We start from the raw sequence: 19,714 nt of genomic DNA, 5'->3' as shown, positions 1-19,714 counted from the left end.
TCGCCAAGCCCTTGTTTCTAGAATAATGTTAAAAATTTGTTTGTAGACGCACTATGTTTAATTTGCTTTGCGTCTTTTACCGAATAACAGGAATGACACACCATGACACAACAACTTCTGCAACAACTGGTTGAAATGCGGGGAATTGAAACCCAATACGTCGACGCATGGGGAAAGCCAGCAACCATCGCAGAATCAAGTAAAGCAAAACTGCTTAACACACTTGGCTATGACACCAGCAGTGATGAAAAAATTCAGTCACAAATTACACAAGATATAAAGTCGGTATGGTTGTCGCCGTTAAATCCTGTTCAAGTGGTTCGCAATACCCAAGAAATTAATCTAGCTGTTCGTTTGCCTATCGAGTTAGTGAACGATGATCACACGCTCACGGTCACCTGTGAAAATGGTGACGTGCTCACTCATCAATTTACGCCAGTTGACCAAGAAATGACGACGATGGCGCATATCGACGATGTAGAGTTTCATGAATACGTAGTAACACTGCCTTTGGATTTGCCCCTTGGTTATCACGATGTAGCCTTAAGCGCTGATGACGATGAGTTTGCGCGTTCTCGCTTAATTGTGGCACCAGAAGCGTGCTACACGCCAAACGAAATTAAAGAAGGCAAAAAAATATGGGGCTTAAGCGTTCAACTTTACTGCGTTCGCAGTGAAAAGAACTGGGGGATTGGTGATTTTTCTGATTTAGCTCTGCTTATTGAAAAAGCCGCTGGTGTGGGCGCAGACTTTATCGGACTCAATCCTATTCATGCGCTTTACCCCGCAAATCCCAACGCGTGCTCGCCTTATGGGCCAAGCTCACGTCGCTGGCTTAATTATTTGTATATCGATGTGACTGCCATTGACGGCTATGACGATGCATCAGTACAAGCGGTAGTGAGCAGTGATGAGTTTAAAGCCACGCTTGAACATGCACGTAACGTAGAACATGTAGACTACGAGGCAGTCGCCCATGTGAAATTGGCTGCGCTTAAAGCAGTATTTGATGTTTACGATGCCAAATACCTTCGTAAAAGCACCAAGCAAAATAAGGCGTTTAAAGCCTTCGTAGAAGCGGGCGGTGAAAGCTTAGACATGTTAGCGGTGTACGACGCCCTACAATCGCACCTAAAAGCTGAAGGTAAAGACAGCTGGGGATGGCCGGTATTCCCACAAGAATACAAAGACTATTACAATCCAGCCGTGGCTAAGTTTAAGAGTGCAAACGAACAAGACGTCAAATTTTACTTGTTCCTACAGTGGATTGCCGCCCAACAGCTTGAGCTTGCAAGCAACAAAGCTACTGATGCAGGCATGACCATTGGTCTTTATCGGGACTTGGCGGTAGGCGTTAGTGAAGGCAGTGCGGAAATTTGGGGTAACAAAGACCTATACTGCACAGGCGCAAGTGTAGGTGCTCCACCGGATATCTTGGGCCCACTAGGCCAGAACTGGGGGTTGCCGCCTATGGACCCTCGTAAGCTGTATGAACAGGGTTACCAGCCCATTATTGACCTGTTTGCGTCTAACATGGCGTCGTCAGGCTCATTGCGTATCGATCACGTCATGGCGTTGCTGCGTTTATGGTGGGTTGTGAAAGGCGATAACGCTAAAGATGGCGGCTATGTTTATTATCCTGTAGACGATTTACTCGGTATTCTAGCGCTAGAAAGTCACCGCAATCAGAGCCTGGTTATCGGTGAAGACTTGGGTACTGTACCCGAAGAAATTCGCAGCAAGCTTGCTGACAATGGCGTGTACTCATACCGCGTATTTTTCTTCGAACAAGCGGAAGACGGCGGTTTCTTCTCACCTAGCCATTACCCTGTTCAGTCTATGTCAACGTTGACTACCCACGATATGCCAACGCTGATTGGTTACTGGCACTGTTTAGATTTAGAGCTAGGCAAAGAAATAGGGCTTTATCCAACAGAAGAAATCCTTCAAACGCTTTATGCGGATCGTCATGAAAACAAACAGGCGATTTTAGATACATTGCACGGCCACGGTTCAATTGGCGACAATGTAGGCCGCGATGTTAATCATACGGGTATGAATCGCGAACTGAATAACGGTATGCAGGTGCATATGGCAGGTGGCTCGAGCGCATTATTGAGCCTGCAATTGGAAGACTGGTTAGAAATGGATAAGCCGGTCAATATTCCTGGTACTTTTGACGAGTATCCAAACTGGCGAAGAAAACTCACAGAGAATATCGAGTCGATGTTCGATAGACATGATATAAATGAGTTGGCGTCTAAACTTACTCATGCAAGAAAGCAAGCAAGTCAGGGTTAATTGCCATTATCAAAGAAATGATAATAGGCGGTTGCCTGGGTAACTTAAACGAGTAAGATAAAGTACCAAGACGGTACTTGATAGAGCTTAAATGTATACAACGCATTTAAGCTCACAATTCAACCCGCTGCCAACGCGGGTTTTTACTAGGAGTAGCGAATGCAATTAGCGCAGCAGTTTGAACAGGTATTATGTTCTCAGCCGTTTTCCCATTTAGGTGTAGTTAAAAATCAGCAGAAGTTGGTACTTCGCGTTTGGCGTCCTAATGTCAGCGAGATAACGATTGAATGGGAGAATGCAGCGCTAGCAAATGTAACCGTTACCTCCAAAAATGGTCTTTTTGAAACACCATTGCCTAAAGAATATCAGGGTGAGGTTTATCGCGTTATCGCCGAAGGCTTGAATGACGATAAGGGCTATATCGATCCTTATCAATTCTCCGAGCAGGCGTATCATGCGGTACACTACATCGATAGCAAGCCTTCAAACTTGTACGAGCAAGCGGGCGCGCAACTTTTAACACTCACTTCATCACAAGGCGATGCGATAAAAGGTGTCAGGTTCTGCGTTTTCGCGCCCAATGCGAGTACGGTGTCGCTCATTGGTGATTTCAATCAGTGGGATGGGCGCACGCATCCTATGGAAAAGACCTCCATGGGATACTGGGTACTGTTTGTGCCAGAACTCGCAGAGGGAGAGCGCTACAAGTATCATATTAAAGATGCACACGGCCACGACCTACCGCACAAGGCTGACCCACTTGGCTTCAGTGCAGAGCAGTATCCTTCTCATGCTTCGAAAATTTACAATCACAATAACTATGAGTGGAATGATAGTGCATGGATGGAAAAGCGAAAGGGGAATAAATACAACAGCCCAATGAGCATTTATGAGGTGCACCTTGGCTCTTGGAAGCGCCCGGGTATTGAAACTGATGCGCGCTATCTTACTTATAAAGCGCTGGCCGATGACTTAATAAGCTACGTCAGCGATATGGGTTACACTCACGTTGAATTGCTGCCTATTTCCGAGTTTCCTTTCGATGGGTCATGGGGCTATCAGCCCGTGGGAATGTTCGCACCAACGAGTAGATTTGGAGACCCAGATGAATTTAAATACTTTGTTGATAAGGCTCACCAAGCAGGTATAGGCGTAATTATCGACTGGGTACCTGCACATTTCCCGGAAGACGGCCATGGCTTGGCGCGATTTGATGGTTCTTGTGTTTATGAATATGAAGATCCGAGGAAAGGTTGGCATCCGGATTGGAATTCTTGCATTTACGATTTCGGCAAAGACACAGTTCGTCAATTTTTAGTTGCAAACGCACTGTTTTGGCTAGACAAATTTCACGTTGATGGACTCAGGGTTGATGCAGTGGCATCCATGCTTTATCTCGATTACTCACGTAATGACGGCGAGTGGATCCCGAATGTGGATGGGGGTAACGAAAATTACGAAGCCATTAGTTTACTGAAATGGATGAATGAAGAAGTGTACAAGCACTTCCCTGACGCCATGACAATTGCCGAAGAATCAACGTCGTTTCCTAAGGTTTCTCGTCCAGTATTTGATGGCGGTTTGGGCTTTGGCTTTAAGTGGAACATGGGGTGGATGCACGACTCATTACATTACATTGCTAAAGACCCAGCATACCGCAATTACCACCATGGCGATATTACCTTCAGCATGGTTTACGCGTTTGACGAAAACTTTGTGTTGCCTATCTCGCACGATGAAGTGGTACACGGCAAAGGCAGTATGCTGCACAAAATGCCTGGCGATGAATGGCAGCAAGCCGCTAACCTGCGTTGTTACGCGGGCTTTATGTACGGTCACCCCGGCAAGAAGCTTAACTTTATGGGGAACGAGCTTGCGCAGGCACGAGAATGGAACCATGACAGTAGTTTAGACTGGCACTTGCTCGATTACGAAAAACACAAAGGCATTCAAGCGCTTTATAAGGCGCTCAACCACCTCTATACGTCTACGCCAGCGCTTTACGAGCAAGACCACGAACCAGGGGGCTTTGCTTGGCTGGACCACAATAATGCAGACCAAAGCGTGGTTTCATTTGTTCGCATGTCAAAAGATGCGAAGCAAAAAGTATATGTGGTATCTAATTTTACGCCTGTGCCACGTCAGAACTTCAGAATAGGCGTAGAGGATGCATGCACGCTAACGCTAGCACTAAACACTGATGATGGTGCATATTGGGGTAGTGACTACGACGTTGCTTCTACTGTAAATACGCAACCCATACCTTGGAATGAGCGTACTCACTCTGCAGAAATCACGTTACCGCCGCTAGCCACGGTATTTTATGTTACCAATGTGGATTAATCCGACTAGAGCGACACGCCCTAGTGAAGAGATAAATTGAGAACGAAGTGAACGAAATTCGAGACACCGCACTAATTGTAGAAAGTGGAATGGGAAAGGCATATCCACTTGGCGCAACAGTTACACAAGATGGTTGTAATTTTGCCGTATACGCGCCCGATGCGAAGGCGGTCGTGTTGTGTTTTTTCAATAGTGACACAGAAGAGGCGGTGAGTGAGCATCCATTGCCTGAGAAAACTGGTGATGTTTGGCACGGTCGTTACAGCGGCGTTAGCGCAGGACAATACTATGGTTATCGCGTAGAACGCGGTGAGGGAGGGTTACATGCGGTACCCACCGACAAACTGCTAATCGACCCTTACGCCAAGAAAATTAGTCGCGCAATAAAATGGGACGCTAGGCAATACAAACACGACTCTCAGTTTATGATCCCCAAGTGCATAGTAATTGATCAAAATGACTATGCACCCAGTCATGTTAGCGCGCCTGTTATACCGAAACACAAGCGAGTAGTTTACGAAGCACATATTAAGGGGCTAACAAAACTCCATCCCGATGTACCTAAAGAACACCGTGGCAAATTTATCGGTGCTGCCCATCCGAGTGTCATCAAGCATCTCAAAGCATTAGGCATAACCACGGTGCAATTTATGCCGTTGTGTTCATTCATGCCTGAACCATTTATTACAGAGAAAGGCTTAACCAATTATTGGGGATATAACCCGGTTAACTTCTTTGCACCTGAACCACGCTACGGTGTGGCAGACGCGCTTGCTGAACTGAAGTCTATGGTAGATGCTTATCATACTGCCGGACTTGAGGTTATTGTTGATGTGGTTTTTAACCATACAGCAGAGGCAGGCAATGGCGGTCCTATTCTTTCTTATAAGGGGTTTTGCCCTTACCAAGCGTACTTATTAGAGCAAACGAAAAACGGAGAATTGGTTTATTCCAACCATTCAGGCTGTGGTAACACGGTAAATACCGCGCAGCCATTTATGATGGGACTTATTTTAGATGCCATGCGCCACTGGGTATCCGTAATTGGCGTTGACGGCTTTCGTTTCGATTTAGCAGTATGCTTGGGAAGAGAGCCACAAGAATATAGTAAAAAATCTGGGCTGCTGAGAGCCATTAGTAGCGACCCTGTTCTAAAAGAGAGGGTATTGCTTGCCGAACCCTGGGATATTGGGCCTGGCGGCTACCAAGTGGGTAACTTTCCGTCCCCGTGGTTAGAGGTGAATGATAAATACCGCGATACGGTGCGCGCCTTCTGGCGTGGAGACGATGGCGTTACCGCGGACTTTGCTACCCGTTTAATGGGCTCACGAGATATATTTCACAAAGGCCATCGACATATCAGTACGTCGGTAAACAACGTGACATATCACGATGGGTTCACGCTGCACGATATGGTGACCTACGCCGAACGTCACAATCTCGATAACTTAGAAGAAAATCGAGATGGCCATGGACACAACCTGTCTGCCAATTATGGTATTGAGGGGGAAACGAATGACGAGCAGATACTCGCTATGCGTGAGCGTCAAAAGCGCAATCTCTTTGCAACGCTGATTTTCTCGCAAGGTACCCCGCATATTCTTGGTGGCGATGAATTAAGCCGCACCCAAAATGGCAATAATAATGCCTATTGTCAGGATAATCCTATTAGCTGGATGAATTGGGAATTAAACAAGCGCAAGCAAGATTTTCTTAGCTTCTGCCAATATGTGATCCGTTTGCGTCAGTCCTCTTCACTGTTAAGCGAACTAAAGCTGCACGATGATACTTTTACGCTCTCACGAAATGTAAAAGAAATAAGTTGGTATAAGCCCGATGGTTCTGACAAAGCGTCTGAAGACTGGAATGCGCATCATAACAAAGCGTTTGGTGTGGAAATAAAAGGTTGCGTAACGGGCGACCAGAAGCCAGAGCACTGGTTCTTGTGTGTTAATGCAAGTGAAAGCGACGTGCGTTTCCACCTACCTTCTGTCATACCCAGGGGAGGGTGGACCATGCACCTGGATACGCGCTACAGCTCTCTTGAAGAACAGCCTTCAATTTGTATTCAGAAGGTGTTTTTACAGGCCAGCAAATCGCTAACGTTGTTCAGTTTTTCTCAGTTCTCTGGATAGAATAATGGCTTACAATTTGACCTTATACTTGGTTTAGAGTGCCTTTAAAGAATTTAAGAGTGCCGCTAAACGGCTCTAAACCCAGTGCACGTTAGCCGAATAAGAAACAGAGTCTTTACCTTTGTGTGAATTTCATACAGCATGGGTAAAAGCGCGTAACGCAGGTGCTGAATGCGTGCCAAAATCTCGGCTAAAATAGCTTACAAAACCCGTTAATGTTTACCGCTGGTGACAATTACACCACTGCGCACTAAATTGTTCGCTTAGACTGTTCTTTATTCTTTCAGGTGGTATCATGCGCAGCCATCTGAAATGTGAGGGTGTTCCTATGCAAAAGAAAGGTGGTAATTCGCACGAAGACAAGTCGTGTGATATTGGTTTTATCGGTTTAGGGGTGATGGGTAGTAACCTAACCATGAACCTAGTGGACCATGGCTATCGTGTAGCGTGTTTCGATTTAGACCAAAATAAAGTTGAGTCTATTCTTGCCAAAGACGCAAGCGAAAGAGCTGAAAATACTGAGCCTCGTGTTGAAGGCTGCAGTTCTTACACCGAGCTTTTAAGCAAGTTAAAAGCCCCGCATCTTATTATTATCTCTGTGCCTGCTGGCGATCCTGTTGACCACGTTTGCAATCATCTTATTGACGCCGGAATTCACGCTGACGATATCGTGGTTGATACTGGCAACAGTTTGTGGACAGACTCTGTAGCACGTGAAGAGCAGTACAAAGGTAAATTTATCTTCTTCTCTACCGCCGTGTCAGGTGGTGAAGTAGGCGCTCGTTTCGGGCCATCTCTTATGCCTTCAGGCAACCCTTATGCATGGACACGCATTGAGCCTGTTCTTAAAGCTATTGCTGCAAAGGTTGACCCAGAAACAGGTAAACCATTAGAAAGCCATACGCCTGGTCAACCAGTGTTAGAAGGCGAACCATGTGCGACCTACATCGGTCCGGTTGGAGCCGGGCACTATGTAAAAATGGTGCACAACGGTATCGAGTACGCCGACATGCAGCTTATCTGCGAAACTTACCATGTTATGCGCGAAGCGCTATATATGGCGCCTGCTGAAATAGCAGAGGTGTTTCGTCGCTGGAACGAAGGCAAGCTGAATAGCTACCTGATGGAAATTAGTGCTGAAGTTCTTGAACAAATGGATCCAGAAACCCAGCAGCCGTTGGTTGATGTGATCTTAGACAGAGCGGGTCAAAAAGGTACAGGCCTTTGGACTGCAGTAAGCGCATTACAAGTAGGTAGTCCGGCACAGACCATCACTTCTGCGGTATTCGCGCGCAGTATTTCTAGTTTGAAAGACGAGCGTGTAGCTGCGAGCAAGGTTCTTGCAGGCCCTGATGCGCCATCATTCAGCGATGATGAGAAAATGTCGATCATCAACAAGCTAGAGCAGGCGCTTTATTGCTCTAAAATCTGTGCATACGCACAGGGCTTCCAGTTAATGGCAATGGCAGGCAAAGAACACGGCTGGACACTGGAGTTTGGTGAAATAGCTAAAATATGGCGTGCAGGCTGTATTATTCGCGCCGTATTTCTTCAGTCTATTTCTCAGGCCTACGAGAATAACGAAGACTTAGCCAACTTGCTTATGGACCCATTCTTTGCGGAACAAATTACACAGTATCAATCTGATTGGCGTGAGTCTATCGCCCAAGCGACACTGGCTGGCGTGCCTTGCCCTGCCATGATGTCGGCGCTAAGCTATTACGATTCATATCGCACAGCAGTGTTACCTGCTAATTTGCTGCAAGGCCAGCGCGATTATTTTGGCGCACATACTTATCAGCGAGTAGATAAGCCAGCAGGTAAAAAGTATCACATCGAGTGGAGTGATCCTGCACGTCCGCAAACCGCTATCAAAAAATAGTATGAACTAAATAGTGTTACACGCGCTCATAATTGAGCGTAAACTATCGAAAGGTGTATTTGTTTTCAAATACACCTTTTTTGTTTTAAGAGGTAAGTTATGTCGACAGATGAAAAAGCAAATGCATCAATAGCTAAAAAAGACTGGAAAACTGAGCTCACTGACGAGGAATATTATGTATGCCGCGAAGCGGGTACTGAGCGACCTTTTACTGGAGTATTGCTAGACGAGCAGCGAGATGGATTGTACGTGTGTAAGTGCTGCGAAGCGCCACTTTTCCCCTCAGATACTAAATTTGATGTTGGTTGTGGATGGCCTTCTTTCTATAAGCAGCTTGATGACGGTAATGTAGATTACAGAGAAGACTTGAGTCACGGTATGCGTAGGGTTGAGATTTTTTGTAAGCAGTGTGGCTCGCACTTAGGCCATGTATTTCCAGATGGTCCTGCGCCAACGGGTCAACGCTACTGCGTAAATTCGCTATCTATGACCTTTAAAGGCGAAGATGATACACAAATTAAAGGTTAAAAAGCCCTAGGTGAGCGCTTGATTAAGGTAAACATCTGATTAAATTTTGACCTTGCGTGGGAAGTCGAGAGATCCAATCATAAAAAACCGCCCATAAATGGCGGTTTTTTTAATTATTTACCAATGAAATTGTGTAATTGAGTTTCAAAAAATCAGAGCTTATCCAGTTTCAATAAATCTGCGTTGAAGGTCGCGCTATTCAAATTACTGACTATTTCATCAACAATGTTATCTAGAATACCTACTGGAAGGGCATAGCGTTGTCCAAGTTGAACACGCTGAGTGTCGTTAAGTCTCTCATCGAAGGCTTCAGCCACACCATACCAAACATAGGCAAGGCGATAGTTGTCCATATCCATTCCCATTGAAGCAAGCGAGTAGAAAATGCTGACATCAATGTCGTCGCTATCTGTATATAAACTTAGCGCGCGATATAAGGTTTCAATAGTACGCTTTTGGTCTGTTTTAATCTGAACAGAGGCCAGTGCGACCAGCAGCTTTGGATCGCTTACGCGGTTGCTGGCAGCGTAGCGCTCAAAGCGATGAAAAGCCTCTTTGTCGCTATATCGTGTCCAATGATAGTAAGAAAGGTAAGGATCAAGGGAGTCTTTCGTCTCGCGGCTTAGGCGTTTAATTTCACGCTGAGCAGTAATAACGCCTTTTAGCCGTGTCGCTTCCTTGCCTTTGCGTTTAACGTGTTCGATATGCTGCACTTCTTCAACGCAGGTGAGATACTCTTCGAAGTTCAGAAGGAGAGGGTACTTGTAAGCGTCGTCTTTTGAATCTTGATTGTAGTAACGTAAGCGAATAATCTCAGCTCGCTCGCCGCGACAACGGGCATCCAAACTCAAATCTAAGCAAATCTCGCTGTGAGATTCACAAATTTCACTGATAGTAGGTTCAAAAAGATCGCCACAACCCGTCAGTGTTGTCGCTGCTGCCAGCCACACCGTCGTTACATAACCTTTTGTTGGAAACTTACTAAATAAACTCTCTGTTACACGAGTTTTCATAGAGGTTTTGAAACTTATCAACAATTTGGTCTTCCTTGCTTGTTTATTTAAGATACTGCTCGTCACCGTCAGGCGAAAACTCACCTAGTGTACCCTAAAAATAATAAAAAGCTGACGCGTAATTAGGATTAGTTGTACGTGTTTGTGCCACACAAAATTTGGCCGCGCATACAACAATGACAACACCGTTAAATTAATATCGATGAAGGCAGAAGCATGAATCAACAGTTTGAGCAGGAATTACAAAGCAGCTGGCAAGAGCGTCAGGAATACGCAGAAATGATGTTGCCCCTTATTGGTAAATTGTATCGCAATAAGGCAGTTGAAATTTCGGTTTATGGACGCTCGCTACTGAACGCCAGTGCTATTGATGTTATTAAAGCGCACCGCAAAGTGCGTCTGCACGAAGGTATTAAGCTACGCCTACGCGAAAGCTATCCAATCTTAGAAGCCTTGAGCAACATGAAGCTTGCTCCTGCACAAATTGATATTGGTAAATTGGCTTTTGACTTTCACTACGGTTCTGCGGTCGACAATAGCGACCTTACGGCCTACCTTAACGAAAAACTAAACGACGTTGCCGATAAAGAGGACGATAAGAAACCTCAGGACGTTGTACTATATGGTTTTGGCCGTATAGGTCGTTTACTTGCTCGCTTGCTTATTGAACGCCAAGGTAAAAACAATAAGCTTCGCTTACGCGCCATTGTGGTTCGTGGCGGACGCGATGGCGACCTAGAAAAACGTGCAAGCTTACTGCGCCGCGATTCAGTGCATGGGCCGTTCAACGGCAGCATCACAGTTGACCACGAGCGTAACGCGCTAAAAGCAAACGGTTCATACATTCAAGTCATTTATGCCAACAGCCCAGATGAAGTGGATTACACTCAATATGGTATTGATAACGCTATCATCGTAGACAATACGGGTATTTGGCGTGACCGCGACGGCCTTGGCCTACACCTTAAAGCTAAGGGTGCAGCGAAAGCTATCCTTACTGCCCCGGGTAAAGGTGACATCAAGAACATCGTACACGGTGTAAATGACGAAGAAGTCACACCAGAAGACACAATTGTATCTGCTGCAAGCTGTACGACTAACGCAATAACGCCGGTACTTAAAGCGCTAGACGAAGAATATGGCATTGAAAACGGTCACGTTGAAACCGTTCACTCTTACACTAACGACCAAAACCTTATCGATAACTACCACAAAGGTGATCGTCGTGGACGTAGTGCGCCACTTAATATGGTTATTACCGAAACGGGCGCTGCGAAAGCCGTTGCCAAAGCATACCCGAAACTGGCAGGTAAACTTACCGGCAATGCTATTCGCGTACCTACACCTAATGTGTCGCTAGCGATTTTGAACCTAAACCTTAAAACGCCGGTGGATCGCATTGCAGTTAACGAGTTCTTGCGCGATACCGCGTTGTTCTCAAAGCTTCAACACCAAATTGACTACACGGCAAGTAAAGAGATTGTATCAACAGACTTAGTCGGCTCTCGCGCTGCGTCTGTGGTTGACTCTCAGGCGACCATCGCCGCAGATAACCGCCTGACACTATACGTGTGGTATGACAACGAGTTTGGTTACAGCTGTCAGGTACTACGTGTAGTTCGTGATATGGCAGGGCTTAGTTTCCCTACGTTGCCGCTTTAAGCAACACGCAGTTTAATTAACTGTATAAAAAACCGACCTAAGTGGTCGGTTTTTTGATGGTGTAAACATTTTGTATACTTTCGATAGTACAAAACCCGCTGTGTGCGTGGAATTTGTGTTTACGTCTATGCTAAATTAGCGCTCAAATAATGAGGAAAACGACAGTCTATGCATATTTCCAGTCAATTCGACAGCGGTAACATTGAAGTTGTTAGCGCACAATCACCAGACGATATCCGTCTAACCATTCCCAACGACAACCAATCTGAATTTGCTCAGTGGTTCCATTTTCGTTTAGTGGGCGAAACTTTTGTAACTCACACAATGACGATTGGTAATCTGGCTAAGTCAGCGTATCCAGAAGGTTGGAAGGGATATAACGTTCTAGCGTCTTACGACCGTCAAACTTGGTTTAGAATTCCTAGCGAATTTGACGGTGACAATCTTACGTTCTCACTAACGCTAGAACAGCCAAGTGTGTACTTCGCGTATTTCATTCCTTTTAGCTACGAACGTCACCTTGATCTTGTGCACGACGCGCAGATGTCACTACTGTGCGAGCACAAATTCCTAGGCCTTACCCTTGATGGCCGTGATATGTCTATGCTGGTTATCGGTGAAGAAACACCAGAAAAGAAAAAAGTCTGGATCACGGCACGTCAACACCCTGGCGAAACCATGGCCGAGTGGTGTGCCGAAGGTATTATTTATCGTCTGCTCGACGAGCAAGATGGTTTGGCGCGACAGTTGCTTGATAATGCTGTTTTCTACATTGTGCCAAACATGAACCCAGACGGCAGCGCACGCGGTCATCTGCGTACCAACGCTGTAGGAACCAATCTAAACCGTGAATGGGCGACACCATCGAAAGAAAAAAGCCCAGAAGTACTTTACGTACTGAATGCAATGAGCGAAATTGGTGTAGACATGTATCTTGATTTGCACGGTGATGAGGCATTGCCGTACAACTTTGTCGCAGGAAGTGAAGGTAACCCTAGCTACAATGACACCATCAAAATGCTTGAAAATACCTTTAAAGATGCGCTGTTGAACGCTACGCCAGAGTTTCAAGATGAATTTGGTTACGATAAAGATGAGCCAGGCAAGGCTAATTTAACCGTAGCATCAAATGCGGTGGGCGAGAAATTCAAATGTATGGCGTACACGGTAGAAATGCCATTTAAAGACAATGCAGATGTACCGGACGATATCTACGGTTGGTCGGTACAGCGTAGCCGTCAATTAGGTGAAGATTTACTTATTGGTGTGAATGCAGTTGTTAAAAAGCTAAAAGCATCAGAGCAATAAAACAAGAATAAGGAAGCGAAAGCTTCCGCAAAAAAGGCCTCGACAAAAAGAGGCCTTTTAATTATTAAAATAAAACAACAATTAAACATAATAAAAAAGGGGAATAACGTTGGAAGGGTTATATAGTTTTCTAACTATGCTCGATGGATTCTTAGGAGGCGCGTTCTGGTTTCCTTATGTACTGTTAGGCGTAGGTCTTTTCTTTACGGTTTATCTTAAATTTCCGCAAATTCGTTTCTTTAAACATGCTTGGCAGGTTGTTACCGGTAAGTTTGATAAAGAAAGCGATCCAGGCGACACCACGCACTTTCGCGCACTTACAACCGCACTGTCTGGTACCGTAGGTACAGGTAACATCTCAGGTGTTGCATTCGCTATTTTCCTTGGTGGCCCCGCTGCACTATTTTGGATGTGGGTAACCGCCTTTTTAGGTATGACTACAAAATTTGTTGAAGTTACTCTGTCGCACAAATATCGCGTAAAAACAGAAGACGGCACCATGGCAGGTGGCCCTATGTATTACATGGACCGTCGCCTAAACATGAAGTGGTTAGCGGTTGCATTTGCTGTTGCTACGGTAGTCAGCTCATTTGGTACCGGAAACCTTCCTCAAAGTAATGGTATCGCGCAAAGTATCGAAGCAACATTTGGCTTCGAACCTTGGGTGGTAGGTAGTGTACTGGGTATTCTTCTAGCCTTGGTCATTCTTGGTGGTATCCAACGCATTGCCGCGTTTACAGCGCGTGTTGTTCCAGTTATGGCTGTTATCTACCTCATCGGTGCGCTAGCGGTTATTTTCGCTAATCTAGACAACATTGGGCCTTCGTTTGCCGCAGTTATCGGTGATGCGTTTACTGGTTCAGCTGCCGCAGGTGGTTTCTTGGGGGCTTCGTTAGCTTATGCGTTTAACCGTGGGGTTAACCGAGGCTTGTTTTCAAACGAAGCGGGTCAAGGTTCTGCACCTATCGCTCACGCAGCAGCAAAAACGAAAGAGCCTGCTTCAGAAGGTATGGTGTCACTGCTTGAACCCTTTATCGACACTATTCTAATTTGTACCGTAACGGGTTTGGTTATTTTGTCGTCTGGCGTGTGGAAAGAAAAACACGAAAACGTCTTCGATCGTTCAGACATGTACTTTGTTGCAGGTCAATACGACGACTCGAATCAGGATGACGTAAACAAACTATATGGTTACTTGAATGAAATTGAAGGTAACAATGTACAGCCTTACACTGGCTCAATTACCGTTGTTAACGGCACGGCGGTAAGCGATGGTTTTACACTGCTTAACGCTAGGTCTGTAGCAGAAGACGTGAAGTATGCAGTAGGTAGTGAAGACTTGTTTACTGGCACGCTTAAGATTGTTGACGGAAAGCCGGTTAAAGAGAACCTTGAAGTAAGCGGTAAGTCACTGGTTCACTCGGCAGCGCTCACTACCATTGCCTTTACTCGCGGTTTCTTTGGTGATTTCGGTCAATATATCGTGTCAATTGGGCTTATGCTGTTTGCGTTCTCAACCGCCATCGCTTGGTCATATTATGGTGATCGCGCTATGACATATTTGTTCGGTCCTCGCTCCGTAATGCCGTATCGCGTCATCTACGTCGCCGGTTTTGTCTGGGCTGCATTCTCTGACACCACATTAGTTTGGGCGCTTTCAGCTGTGGCTATCGTCGTAATGACCTTGCCAAACTTGTTTGGCATCATGTTGCTTTGTAAAGAGATGAAAGAAACGGTTAACGACTACTGGTCTCGACATAAAAAATAAGGTGAGTATTGCCTAAAGCATTGCCCCTTCTTGAGTTTCGCTGAAGGGAAATGCAACTTGGCTATCAGGTAAAAATGCGTAGCGGTGAACTTTGTATAAAAGTTATCACCCTGCGCATTTTTGTTTTATGGCGATAAGGTTATTCCACAGAATCGACTTCATTGTTGTGATGAACTTAAGTATGATACCCATCCGCGTATAAATGCGTCTTTGCTCAATAGCAAGTTGCGCATTTCCATTTCGCACCCAATAAACAGGAGCAACATATGGCATTAGTTGACTGTCCTTCGTGTAACAAAAAAACGTCTGACAAAGCGAAGACGTGTCCTCACTGTGACTTTAAAATCGGTGATGCGACCTCTGAAGATATAGAGCGCAAACAAAGCTTACAAAGATTTAAAAAGTTAGCCAGTATCCAAAACCAATCCCTTCTTGCTATGCTGATATTCGTTGCGAGTTTTGGCTTCATGTATTGGGGCGGAACACGCCCAGGTGATTTGCAACATAATTTAGCTATTTTGGGCGCAGTGGTTGGCTTTGTTTGGTACTTAGTAAACCGCGCGCGTATTGTTTACATAAAGCGTTTTTCCTAAATGAATATAGAAGCACTTTTAGCCAGCATGACGCCGGAAATTTACGAGCGTCTGCGTCAGGCTGTTGAAACAGGTAAGTGGCCAGATGGCACGCCTTTAAACGAAGAGCAAAAAGCAAGCAGTATGCAGGCTGTTATGCTGTATCAAGCAAAAATAGAAAAGTCCTCTGAGCATATGACAGTAGGTGAAAGCGGCGAAATTGTACATAAAAGTAAAGCCGACTTTAAACGCTCGTTACGCGATGAGCAGGATGATGATAATACAATAGCGCGGTTTAAACAGGATGATATTTAGTCGTATATTTGCGCCTTCACACCAAAGCCCAAAGCCTGAAAAACGGATGCAGGCAATAGAGAGTCTCTCTCCCGAAAAGGCACAGGAAAAAACAATTCTTCACGAACTGGCATTTAATGACGAAGATGCAAATGTCAGTTTAGCAGCACTCGAAAAGCTTAATAGCTTTGTGCTGTGGCTTAAAAAGTCACAAATTGCCAAGCAGTCTCGCGTTAAAAAAGCGGCGGAGAAAAAGGTAAACGCCGCTTTGTTAGGCGAGGGGGATGTCACACTCTCCCGCCAAGAGATATTCTCTTTTTTAACTGAAACAGCCAACGCCGATTTGGTAGTGCAGTTAGTACCGCAAATGTTAAAGAAAGAGCCTATGCTCTTACAAGATGATGCGCTAGCTAACGCGCTAATCGAAAAAGTAGCGAAGCCATCGTTTACCCAGTTTGTTTTTTTAGAAGGCGCAAGTCCCCAACTGCAAACCCAGCTAATAAACGCCCATTCAGACGTATCAGATTTACAGAAACTAGCTAAGAAAGTGTCAGATGATGCGCTTACAAAGCAGATTAATGCACGTATTGACGCTATCAAAGAGGCAGCAAAGCGCCCAGTGGAGCTTAAAAAGCACCTCACTTTGGGACTTTCAAAATATCAGGCTTTGCTCGACAAATCAGATGTAGAAACCATTGATGAAAAGCGCAATGAGCTTGAGAGCGAATTGACAGGGCTGTTTGCTCAAATTGACTTACTCACTTCAGAAGAACTCGCTGATTATGAAGAAAAGCGCGCGCGTATTGGTGAGCAGCTCGAGCGATATTTAAGCCGTATCCGCCCAGCATGGGAAGAAAAGCAACAAGCGTCGCAACGTGCCAATGCCAAAGCATTGTGCGAACAGCAGCTTACTTATGCCAAGGAGCAGGTAGCTTGGTTGTACAATAACCGGCTTTGTGAAGCGACGCTTGCTGATGTTGCTACAGTTAATGAAAGCGTACGCGGTGTTGAAGCAACGCTTGAACAGCTAGCGCGTCTCGATGATGAATCTGCAACTGATAAGCGAATTACACAGATTAAGCGCTCTGTCGACGAACTAAACGAGCAGCTTGATCGCTTCTCTATGCAGCAGCAATACGGCCAAAAGCTACTGATAAAACTTCAGTCGCTCGAAGACATTGCCGCTAAGATCGTTTCGGCAAGCGATAGCGAGTCGGATAACGATACCCGTGATGTGAGCGTTGAAGAAGCTAGCGCATCAACTGAGGATTTGAGTCAAGTAAATGGTGGCGACGCATTACAAAGCAGTAGTGTAGTGGCTCTTAAAGCGGAGTTTGACGAAGCACGTCAAGCGTATAAAGCGCTTAGTCGCGAAATCGATGCCACTCCTAAGGCGTTGTCTAAGCGTTTTAACGCAGCGACAAGCCGTGTAAATGCCAAAGAGCGTGCTCAAAAAGCCAAAGAAAATGAGCAAGTGAAACGCATTAGAAAGCATATTAGTGTTATCGATAACTTAATTGATCAGGGTAAATTCCGCGTTGCTATTTCAAAATTTGCAAAGCTTCAGGAAAGTTATGCTGCGCTTCCTGGTTCAGCGAAAAAGTATGTAGAGAAACGTTTTGAAAAAACCGCTGGTGATGTGTCGCGCTTAGAAGGATGGCAGGATTACCTTGCTGCGCCGCGCAAACCCGCTCTTGTAGAAGAAGCAAAAGCGTTAGCCAGCGCTGACGCAGAAAATATTAAGCAAAGAAGTGAGGCCATTAAGTATCTTCGTAAGCAATGGTTATCACTAACACCGTCATCGTCAACGAGTGAAGAAAGTAGTGATGACGCGTTGTTACAGCAGCAATTCGATGATGCACTTGAAAAGGCCTTCGAGCCTTGTAGAGCGCATTACGCGAAGTTAGATGCACAGCGGGCTGCTGCGCGTGAACAGCGCATGTCGGTTATCGCTACGGTCAAGGCAATGGACATTAACATACCCGAAGCCGAGTTAGTGAAGGTATTCGATAGAGCGTCTAAGCAGTGGCACAGTGCAGGTCAGGTAGAACGCGAAATATATGAACAACTGAAGCAAGAATGGAAGGCGGTTTCATCGCCCATTCAGGCAAAAGTAAATCAATGGCAAAGAGACAACCAAGCCCAAAAGCGTGCGTTAGTCACCCAAGCTTGTCAACTTGCTACGGAAGAAGATGTCGCTGGCGCTGCCGACAAGGCTCAGCAATTGCAAAGCCAATGGAAGCAAGTAGGCCATGCAGGTAAACGTGAAGAGAGTAAGTTGTGGGCAGAATTTAAGGCTGCCAATGACACCGTATTTGAACGTTTAAAAGCCGAGCGGAAAGTACAGAATAATGCATTTAACGCGTTAGTAGATTCGCTACTCAAGCAAGTGGAAGCTGTTGACATCAACAGCGATGATGCAACGTTCAGTCAATCAATAAGCGACGTTCGCGCTCAGTTAACCGACTTGCCTAAAGCGCAACGTACGAAAGTAGATAAAAAGATTGATTCACTTGAAAGTAAGCGCGCGGCGCAAGCGAAAAATGCACAATCTCAAGCCCGATTGGCGCGAGCTCAGGCTCTGATTTCTTTACTACAGCTAAGTGTAGGTGAGGGAAGTGGTGATGAGCAATCTCTAGCGGAAACGTTAGGGAAGCGTTGGTCAAGCGTATTGGGTCAGTCTACTGGAAATAAAACAACTCAGCACGATAGACGATGGTTAACGGTAGCATTAGAAGTCGCAACAGGTATGCCAAGCCCAGATGCAGACGCATCTATACGCTCTAGCGTACAGCTACAAATGATGACATCTAAGTTGGAACAAGGCGAAGCGGCAACAGCTCCCGACATTCTTGCTGACTGGTTATCATACGACTCGATAAGCGAAGAAGATAACCATTTGCTGCAACGAGTTGTTTCAGTTATTGATACTCATCCTGAAATTGTTGCTTAAACGGAAAGCCTAAATGGAAAACAGTGTTGAGTTTCAATTTGAAACAGAAATGTCTGCCTATCGCTTTTTGAATACCGTGAAGCATATTGACGCAGAAGGGTTAAGAGTGAAGTTCGGGCGTACGGATCATCACGTGAGTGTAAAATACCGTTACGGCGTAGGTGAATTTGATTCGACGCTATCTACACTAGACGATCTTGCTCGTGAATTAGGCGGTGAAGAAGTGTCTTAACTAACCAGTTAGGTCAAACCACGTCGACTGTAAATACAAAAAGGGCCAGACAATTGTCTGACCCTTTTTTGATAAAAACGTGATTAACAGTCTTTATCTTCAGCGTCTACGCCTTCTTTCACATCTTCACAAGCGTCTTCAACGGCATTACCTGCATCGGTAACAATTTCGTCTAGCTCTTCGCCTGCGTCTTCCGCTTCACCGTCACCGCAAGCTGCTAGTGATAGTGCAAATGCTGATGCTACTAGTACCTTTGATAAGTTTTTAAATGAAAACATATCCTTACTCCTTTTTCCTATTAAAATACTTCTAACTCTTAGGCTCTTGGTGCTCTACCACGTAACGCATTTGCGATAAGTGAGATTACGAGCAACGCGATAAACACAAAGAAAAGAAACTGTGCGATACCTGTTGCTGCACCTGCGATGCCTCCAAAACCAAAAACTGCTGCAATAATGGCGATGATAAAAAATGTGATTGCCCAACCTAACATAACTAAATCCTCGTATTGCTTCCGTTACTTTCACTTTAAACTAATGCTATCTTTGTGCCTGTTTTTTAAGTTATTGAAATATATTGATATAATTTAATTTTTCTCTGGTTGTCAGACCGTATCTGCAGGCAATTAACGTCACGATTACACGTACGAATGCATTTTTTACATGATTGAGTAAGGCCCTAGTCACCCAACTTTACTCTTTGTGTGTTAAGGGCCTTTGGCTG

The 19,714-nt window shown here is 45.2% G+C and carries 15 protein-coding genes; 12 read left to right on the top strand and 3 right to left on the bottom strand.

All coding sequences use genetic code 11. The features are described 5' to 3' along the window. Window positions 1-102: 102 nt before the first annotated feature. The 5 genes from malQ (at window position 103) to msrB (ending at window position 9,189) form a co-directional block, all read left to right on the top strand. Window positions 103-2,301: a 4-alpha-glucanotransferase gene (gene malQ / locus MHM99_RS11960; RefSeq protein WP_039234854.1), complete on the top strand. Its 2,199-nt coding sequence runs from the start codon at window positions 103-105 to the stop codon at window positions 2,299-2,301. 159 nt (window positions 2,302-2,460) lie between these two features. After that, window positions 2,461-4,644 (top strand): 1,4-alpha-glucan branching protein GlgB, encoded by a 2,184-nt coding sequence (gene glgB / locus MHM99_RS11955; RefSeq protein WP_239219492.1) that lies wholly within the window; start codon window positions 2,461-2,463, stop codon window positions 4,642-4,644. Between the two features lie 47 nt (window positions 4,645-4,691). Beyond that, entirely contained in the window at window positions 4,692-6,779 is a 2,088-nt protein-coding gene (glgX, locus tag MHM99_RS11950; RefSeq protein ID WP_239219490.1) for a glycogen debranching protein GlgX, read from the top strand. A gap of 328 nt (window positions 6,780-7,107) precedes the next feature. Beyond that, complete coding sequence (gene gndA, locus MHM99_RS11945; protein WP_239219559.1) at window positions 7,108-8,661, top strand: NADP-dependent phosphogluconate dehydrogenase; 1,554 nt, start codon at window positions 7,108-7,110, stop codon at window positions 8,659-8,661. Between the two features lie 99 nt (window positions 8,662-8,760). Continuing rightward, window positions 8,761-9,189, top strand: a complete 429-nt coding sequence (gene msrB, locus MHM99_RS11940) for a peptide-methionine (R)-S-oxide reductase MsrB (RefSeq protein WP_239219478.1) — start codon at window positions 8,761-8,763, stop codon at window positions 9,187-9,189. A gap of 152 nt (window positions 9,190-9,341) precedes the next feature. Here msrB and MHM99_RS11935 read toward each other — a convergent pair whose 3' ends face one another. Further along, window positions 9,342-10,226 carry a DUF2989 domain-containing protein gene (locus MHM99_RS11935; RefSeq protein ID WP_343213279.1) on the bottom strand — a complete coding sequence of 295 codons (885 nt, stop codon included), beginning with the start codon at window positions 10,224-10,226 and terminating at the stop codon, window positions 9,342-9,344. A gap of 192 nt (window positions 10,227-10,418) precedes the next feature. Between MHM99_RS11935 and MHM99_RS11930 the strand changes: the two genes are divergently transcribed. From MHM99_RS11930 to MHM99_RS11900, 7 genes are all read left to right on the top strand, one after another. Continuing rightward, window positions 10,419-11,864 carry a glyceraldehyde-3-phosphate dehydrogenase gene (locus MHM99_RS11930; protein ID WP_187446298.1) on the top strand — a complete coding sequence of 482 codons (1,446 nt, stop codon included), beginning with the start codon at window positions 10,419-10,421 and terminating at the stop codon, window positions 11,862-11,864. Between the two features lie 168 nt (window positions 11,865-12,032). Beyond that, on the top strand, window positions 12,033-13,172 hold the full coding sequence (locus tag MHM99_RS11925) for a M14-type cytosolic carboxypeptidase (protein WP_039225346.1): 1,140 nt from the start codon (window positions 12,033-12,035) through the stop codon (window positions 13,170-13,172). Window positions 13,173-13,281: 109 nt separating this feature from the next. Next, the gene (locus MHM99_RS11920) at window positions 13,282-14,940 is read left to right on the top strand and encodes an AGCS family amino acid carrier protein (protein WP_202943075.1); all 1,659 of its coding nucleotides are present in this window, start codon (window positions 13,282-13,284) and stop codon (window positions 14,938-14,940) included. Between the two features lie 266 nt (window positions 14,941-15,206). Then, window positions 15,207-15,533 carry a zinc ribbon domain-containing protein gene (locus tag MHM99_RS11915; protein ID WP_014949837.1) on the top strand — a complete coding sequence of 109 codons (327 nt, stop codon included), beginning with the start codon at window positions 15,207-15,209 and terminating at the stop codon, window positions 15,531-15,533. Continuing rightward, window positions 15,534-15,827 carry a DUF1315 family protein gene (locus MHM99_RS11910; RefSeq protein ID WP_239219474.1) on the top strand — a complete coding sequence of 98 codons (294 nt, stop codon included), beginning with the start codon at window positions 15,534-15,536 and terminating at the stop codon, window positions 15,825-15,827. Continuing rightward, the gene (locus tag MHM99_RS11905; protein ID WP_239219472.1) at window positions 15,817-18,759 is read left to right on the top strand and encodes a DUF349 domain-containing protein; all 2,943 of its coding nucleotides are present in this window, start codon (window positions 15,817-15,819) and stop codon (window positions 18,757-18,759) included. Before MHM99_RS11910 ends, MHM99_RS11905 begins: the two co-directional genes overlap by 11 nt. 13 nt (window positions 18,760-18,772) lie before the next feature. Then, on the top strand, window positions 18,773-18,991 hold the full coding sequence (locus MHM99_RS11900) for a hypothetical protein (protein ID WP_014949834.1): 219 nt from the start codon (window positions 18,773-18,775) through the stop codon (window positions 18,989-18,991). Between the two features lie 83 nt (window positions 18,992-19,074). On the opposite strand, the gene MHM99_RS11895 is transcribed toward MHM99_RS11900, so the two are convergent. Next, window positions 19,075-19,269 (bottom strand): hypothetical protein, encoded by a 195-nt coding sequence (locus MHM99_RS11895; protein ID WP_014949833.1) that lies wholly within the window; start codon window positions 19,267-19,269, stop codon window positions 19,075-19,077. A 38-nt stretch (window positions 19,270-19,307) separates the two neighbouring features. Beyond that, window positions 19,308-19,484: a DUF1328 family protein gene (locus tag MHM99_RS11890; protein WP_014949832.1), complete on the bottom strand. Its 177-nt coding sequence runs from the start codon at window positions 19,482-19,484 to the stop codon at window positions 19,308-19,310. Window positions 19,485-19,714 lie beyond the last annotated feature (230 nt).

The sequence above is a fragment of the Alteromonas sp. MmMcT2-2 genome, assembly GCF_022348305.1.
GTDB classification, from domain to species: Bacteria; Pseudomonadota; Gammaproteobacteria; order Enterobacterales; family Alteromonadaceae; genus Alteromonas; species Alteromonas macleodii.
This window is presented reverse-complemented; position numbering and strand designations above follow the sequence as displayed.

Coding starts and splice junctions, on each gene's coding strand:
- MHM99_RS11890 (WP_014949832.1), bottom strand. CDS start 19,484: ATGTTAGGTTGGGCAATCACATTTTTTATCATCGCCATTATTGCAGCA.
- MHM99_RS11895 (WP_014949833.1), bottom strand. CDS start 19,269: ATGTTTTCATTTAAAAACTTATCAAAGGTACTAGTAGCATCAGCATTT.
- MHM99_RS11930 (WP_187446298.1), top strand. CDS start 10,419: ATGAATCAACAGTTTGAGCAGGAATTACAAAGCAGCTGGCAAGAGCGT.
- msrB (WP_239219478.1), top strand. CDS start 8,761: ATGTCGACAGATGAAAAAGCAAATGCATCAATAGCTAAAAAAGACTGG.
- MHM99_RS11925 (WP_039225346.1), top strand. CDS start 12,033: ATGCATATTTCCAGTCAATTCGACAGCGGTAACATTGAAGTTGTTAGC.
- glgB (WP_239219492.1), top strand. CDS start 2,461: ATGCAATTAGCGCAGCAGTTTGAACAGGTATTATGTTCTCAGCCGTTT.
- MHM99_RS11905 (WP_239219472.1), top strand. CDS start 15,817: ATGATATTTAGTCGTATATTTGCGCCTTCACACCAAAGCCCAAAGCCT.
- malQ (WP_039234854.1), top strand. CDS start 103: ATGACACAACAACTTCTGCAACAACTGGTTGAAATGCGGGGAATTGAA.
- MHM99_RS11910 (WP_239219474.1), top strand. CDS start 15,534: ATGAATATAGAAGCACTTTTAGCCAGCATGACGCCGGAAATTTACGAG.
- MHM99_RS11900 (WP_014949834.1), top strand. CDS start 18,773: ATGGAAAACAGTGTTGAGTTTCAATTTGAAACAGAAATGTCTGCCTAT.
- gndA (WP_239219559.1), top strand. CDS start 7,108: ATGCAAAAGAAAGGTGGTAATTCGCACGAAGACAAGTCGTGTGATATT.
- MHM99_RS11915 (WP_014949837.1), top strand. CDS start 15,207: ATGGCATTAGTTGACTGTCCTTCGTGTAACAAAAAAACGTCTGACAAA.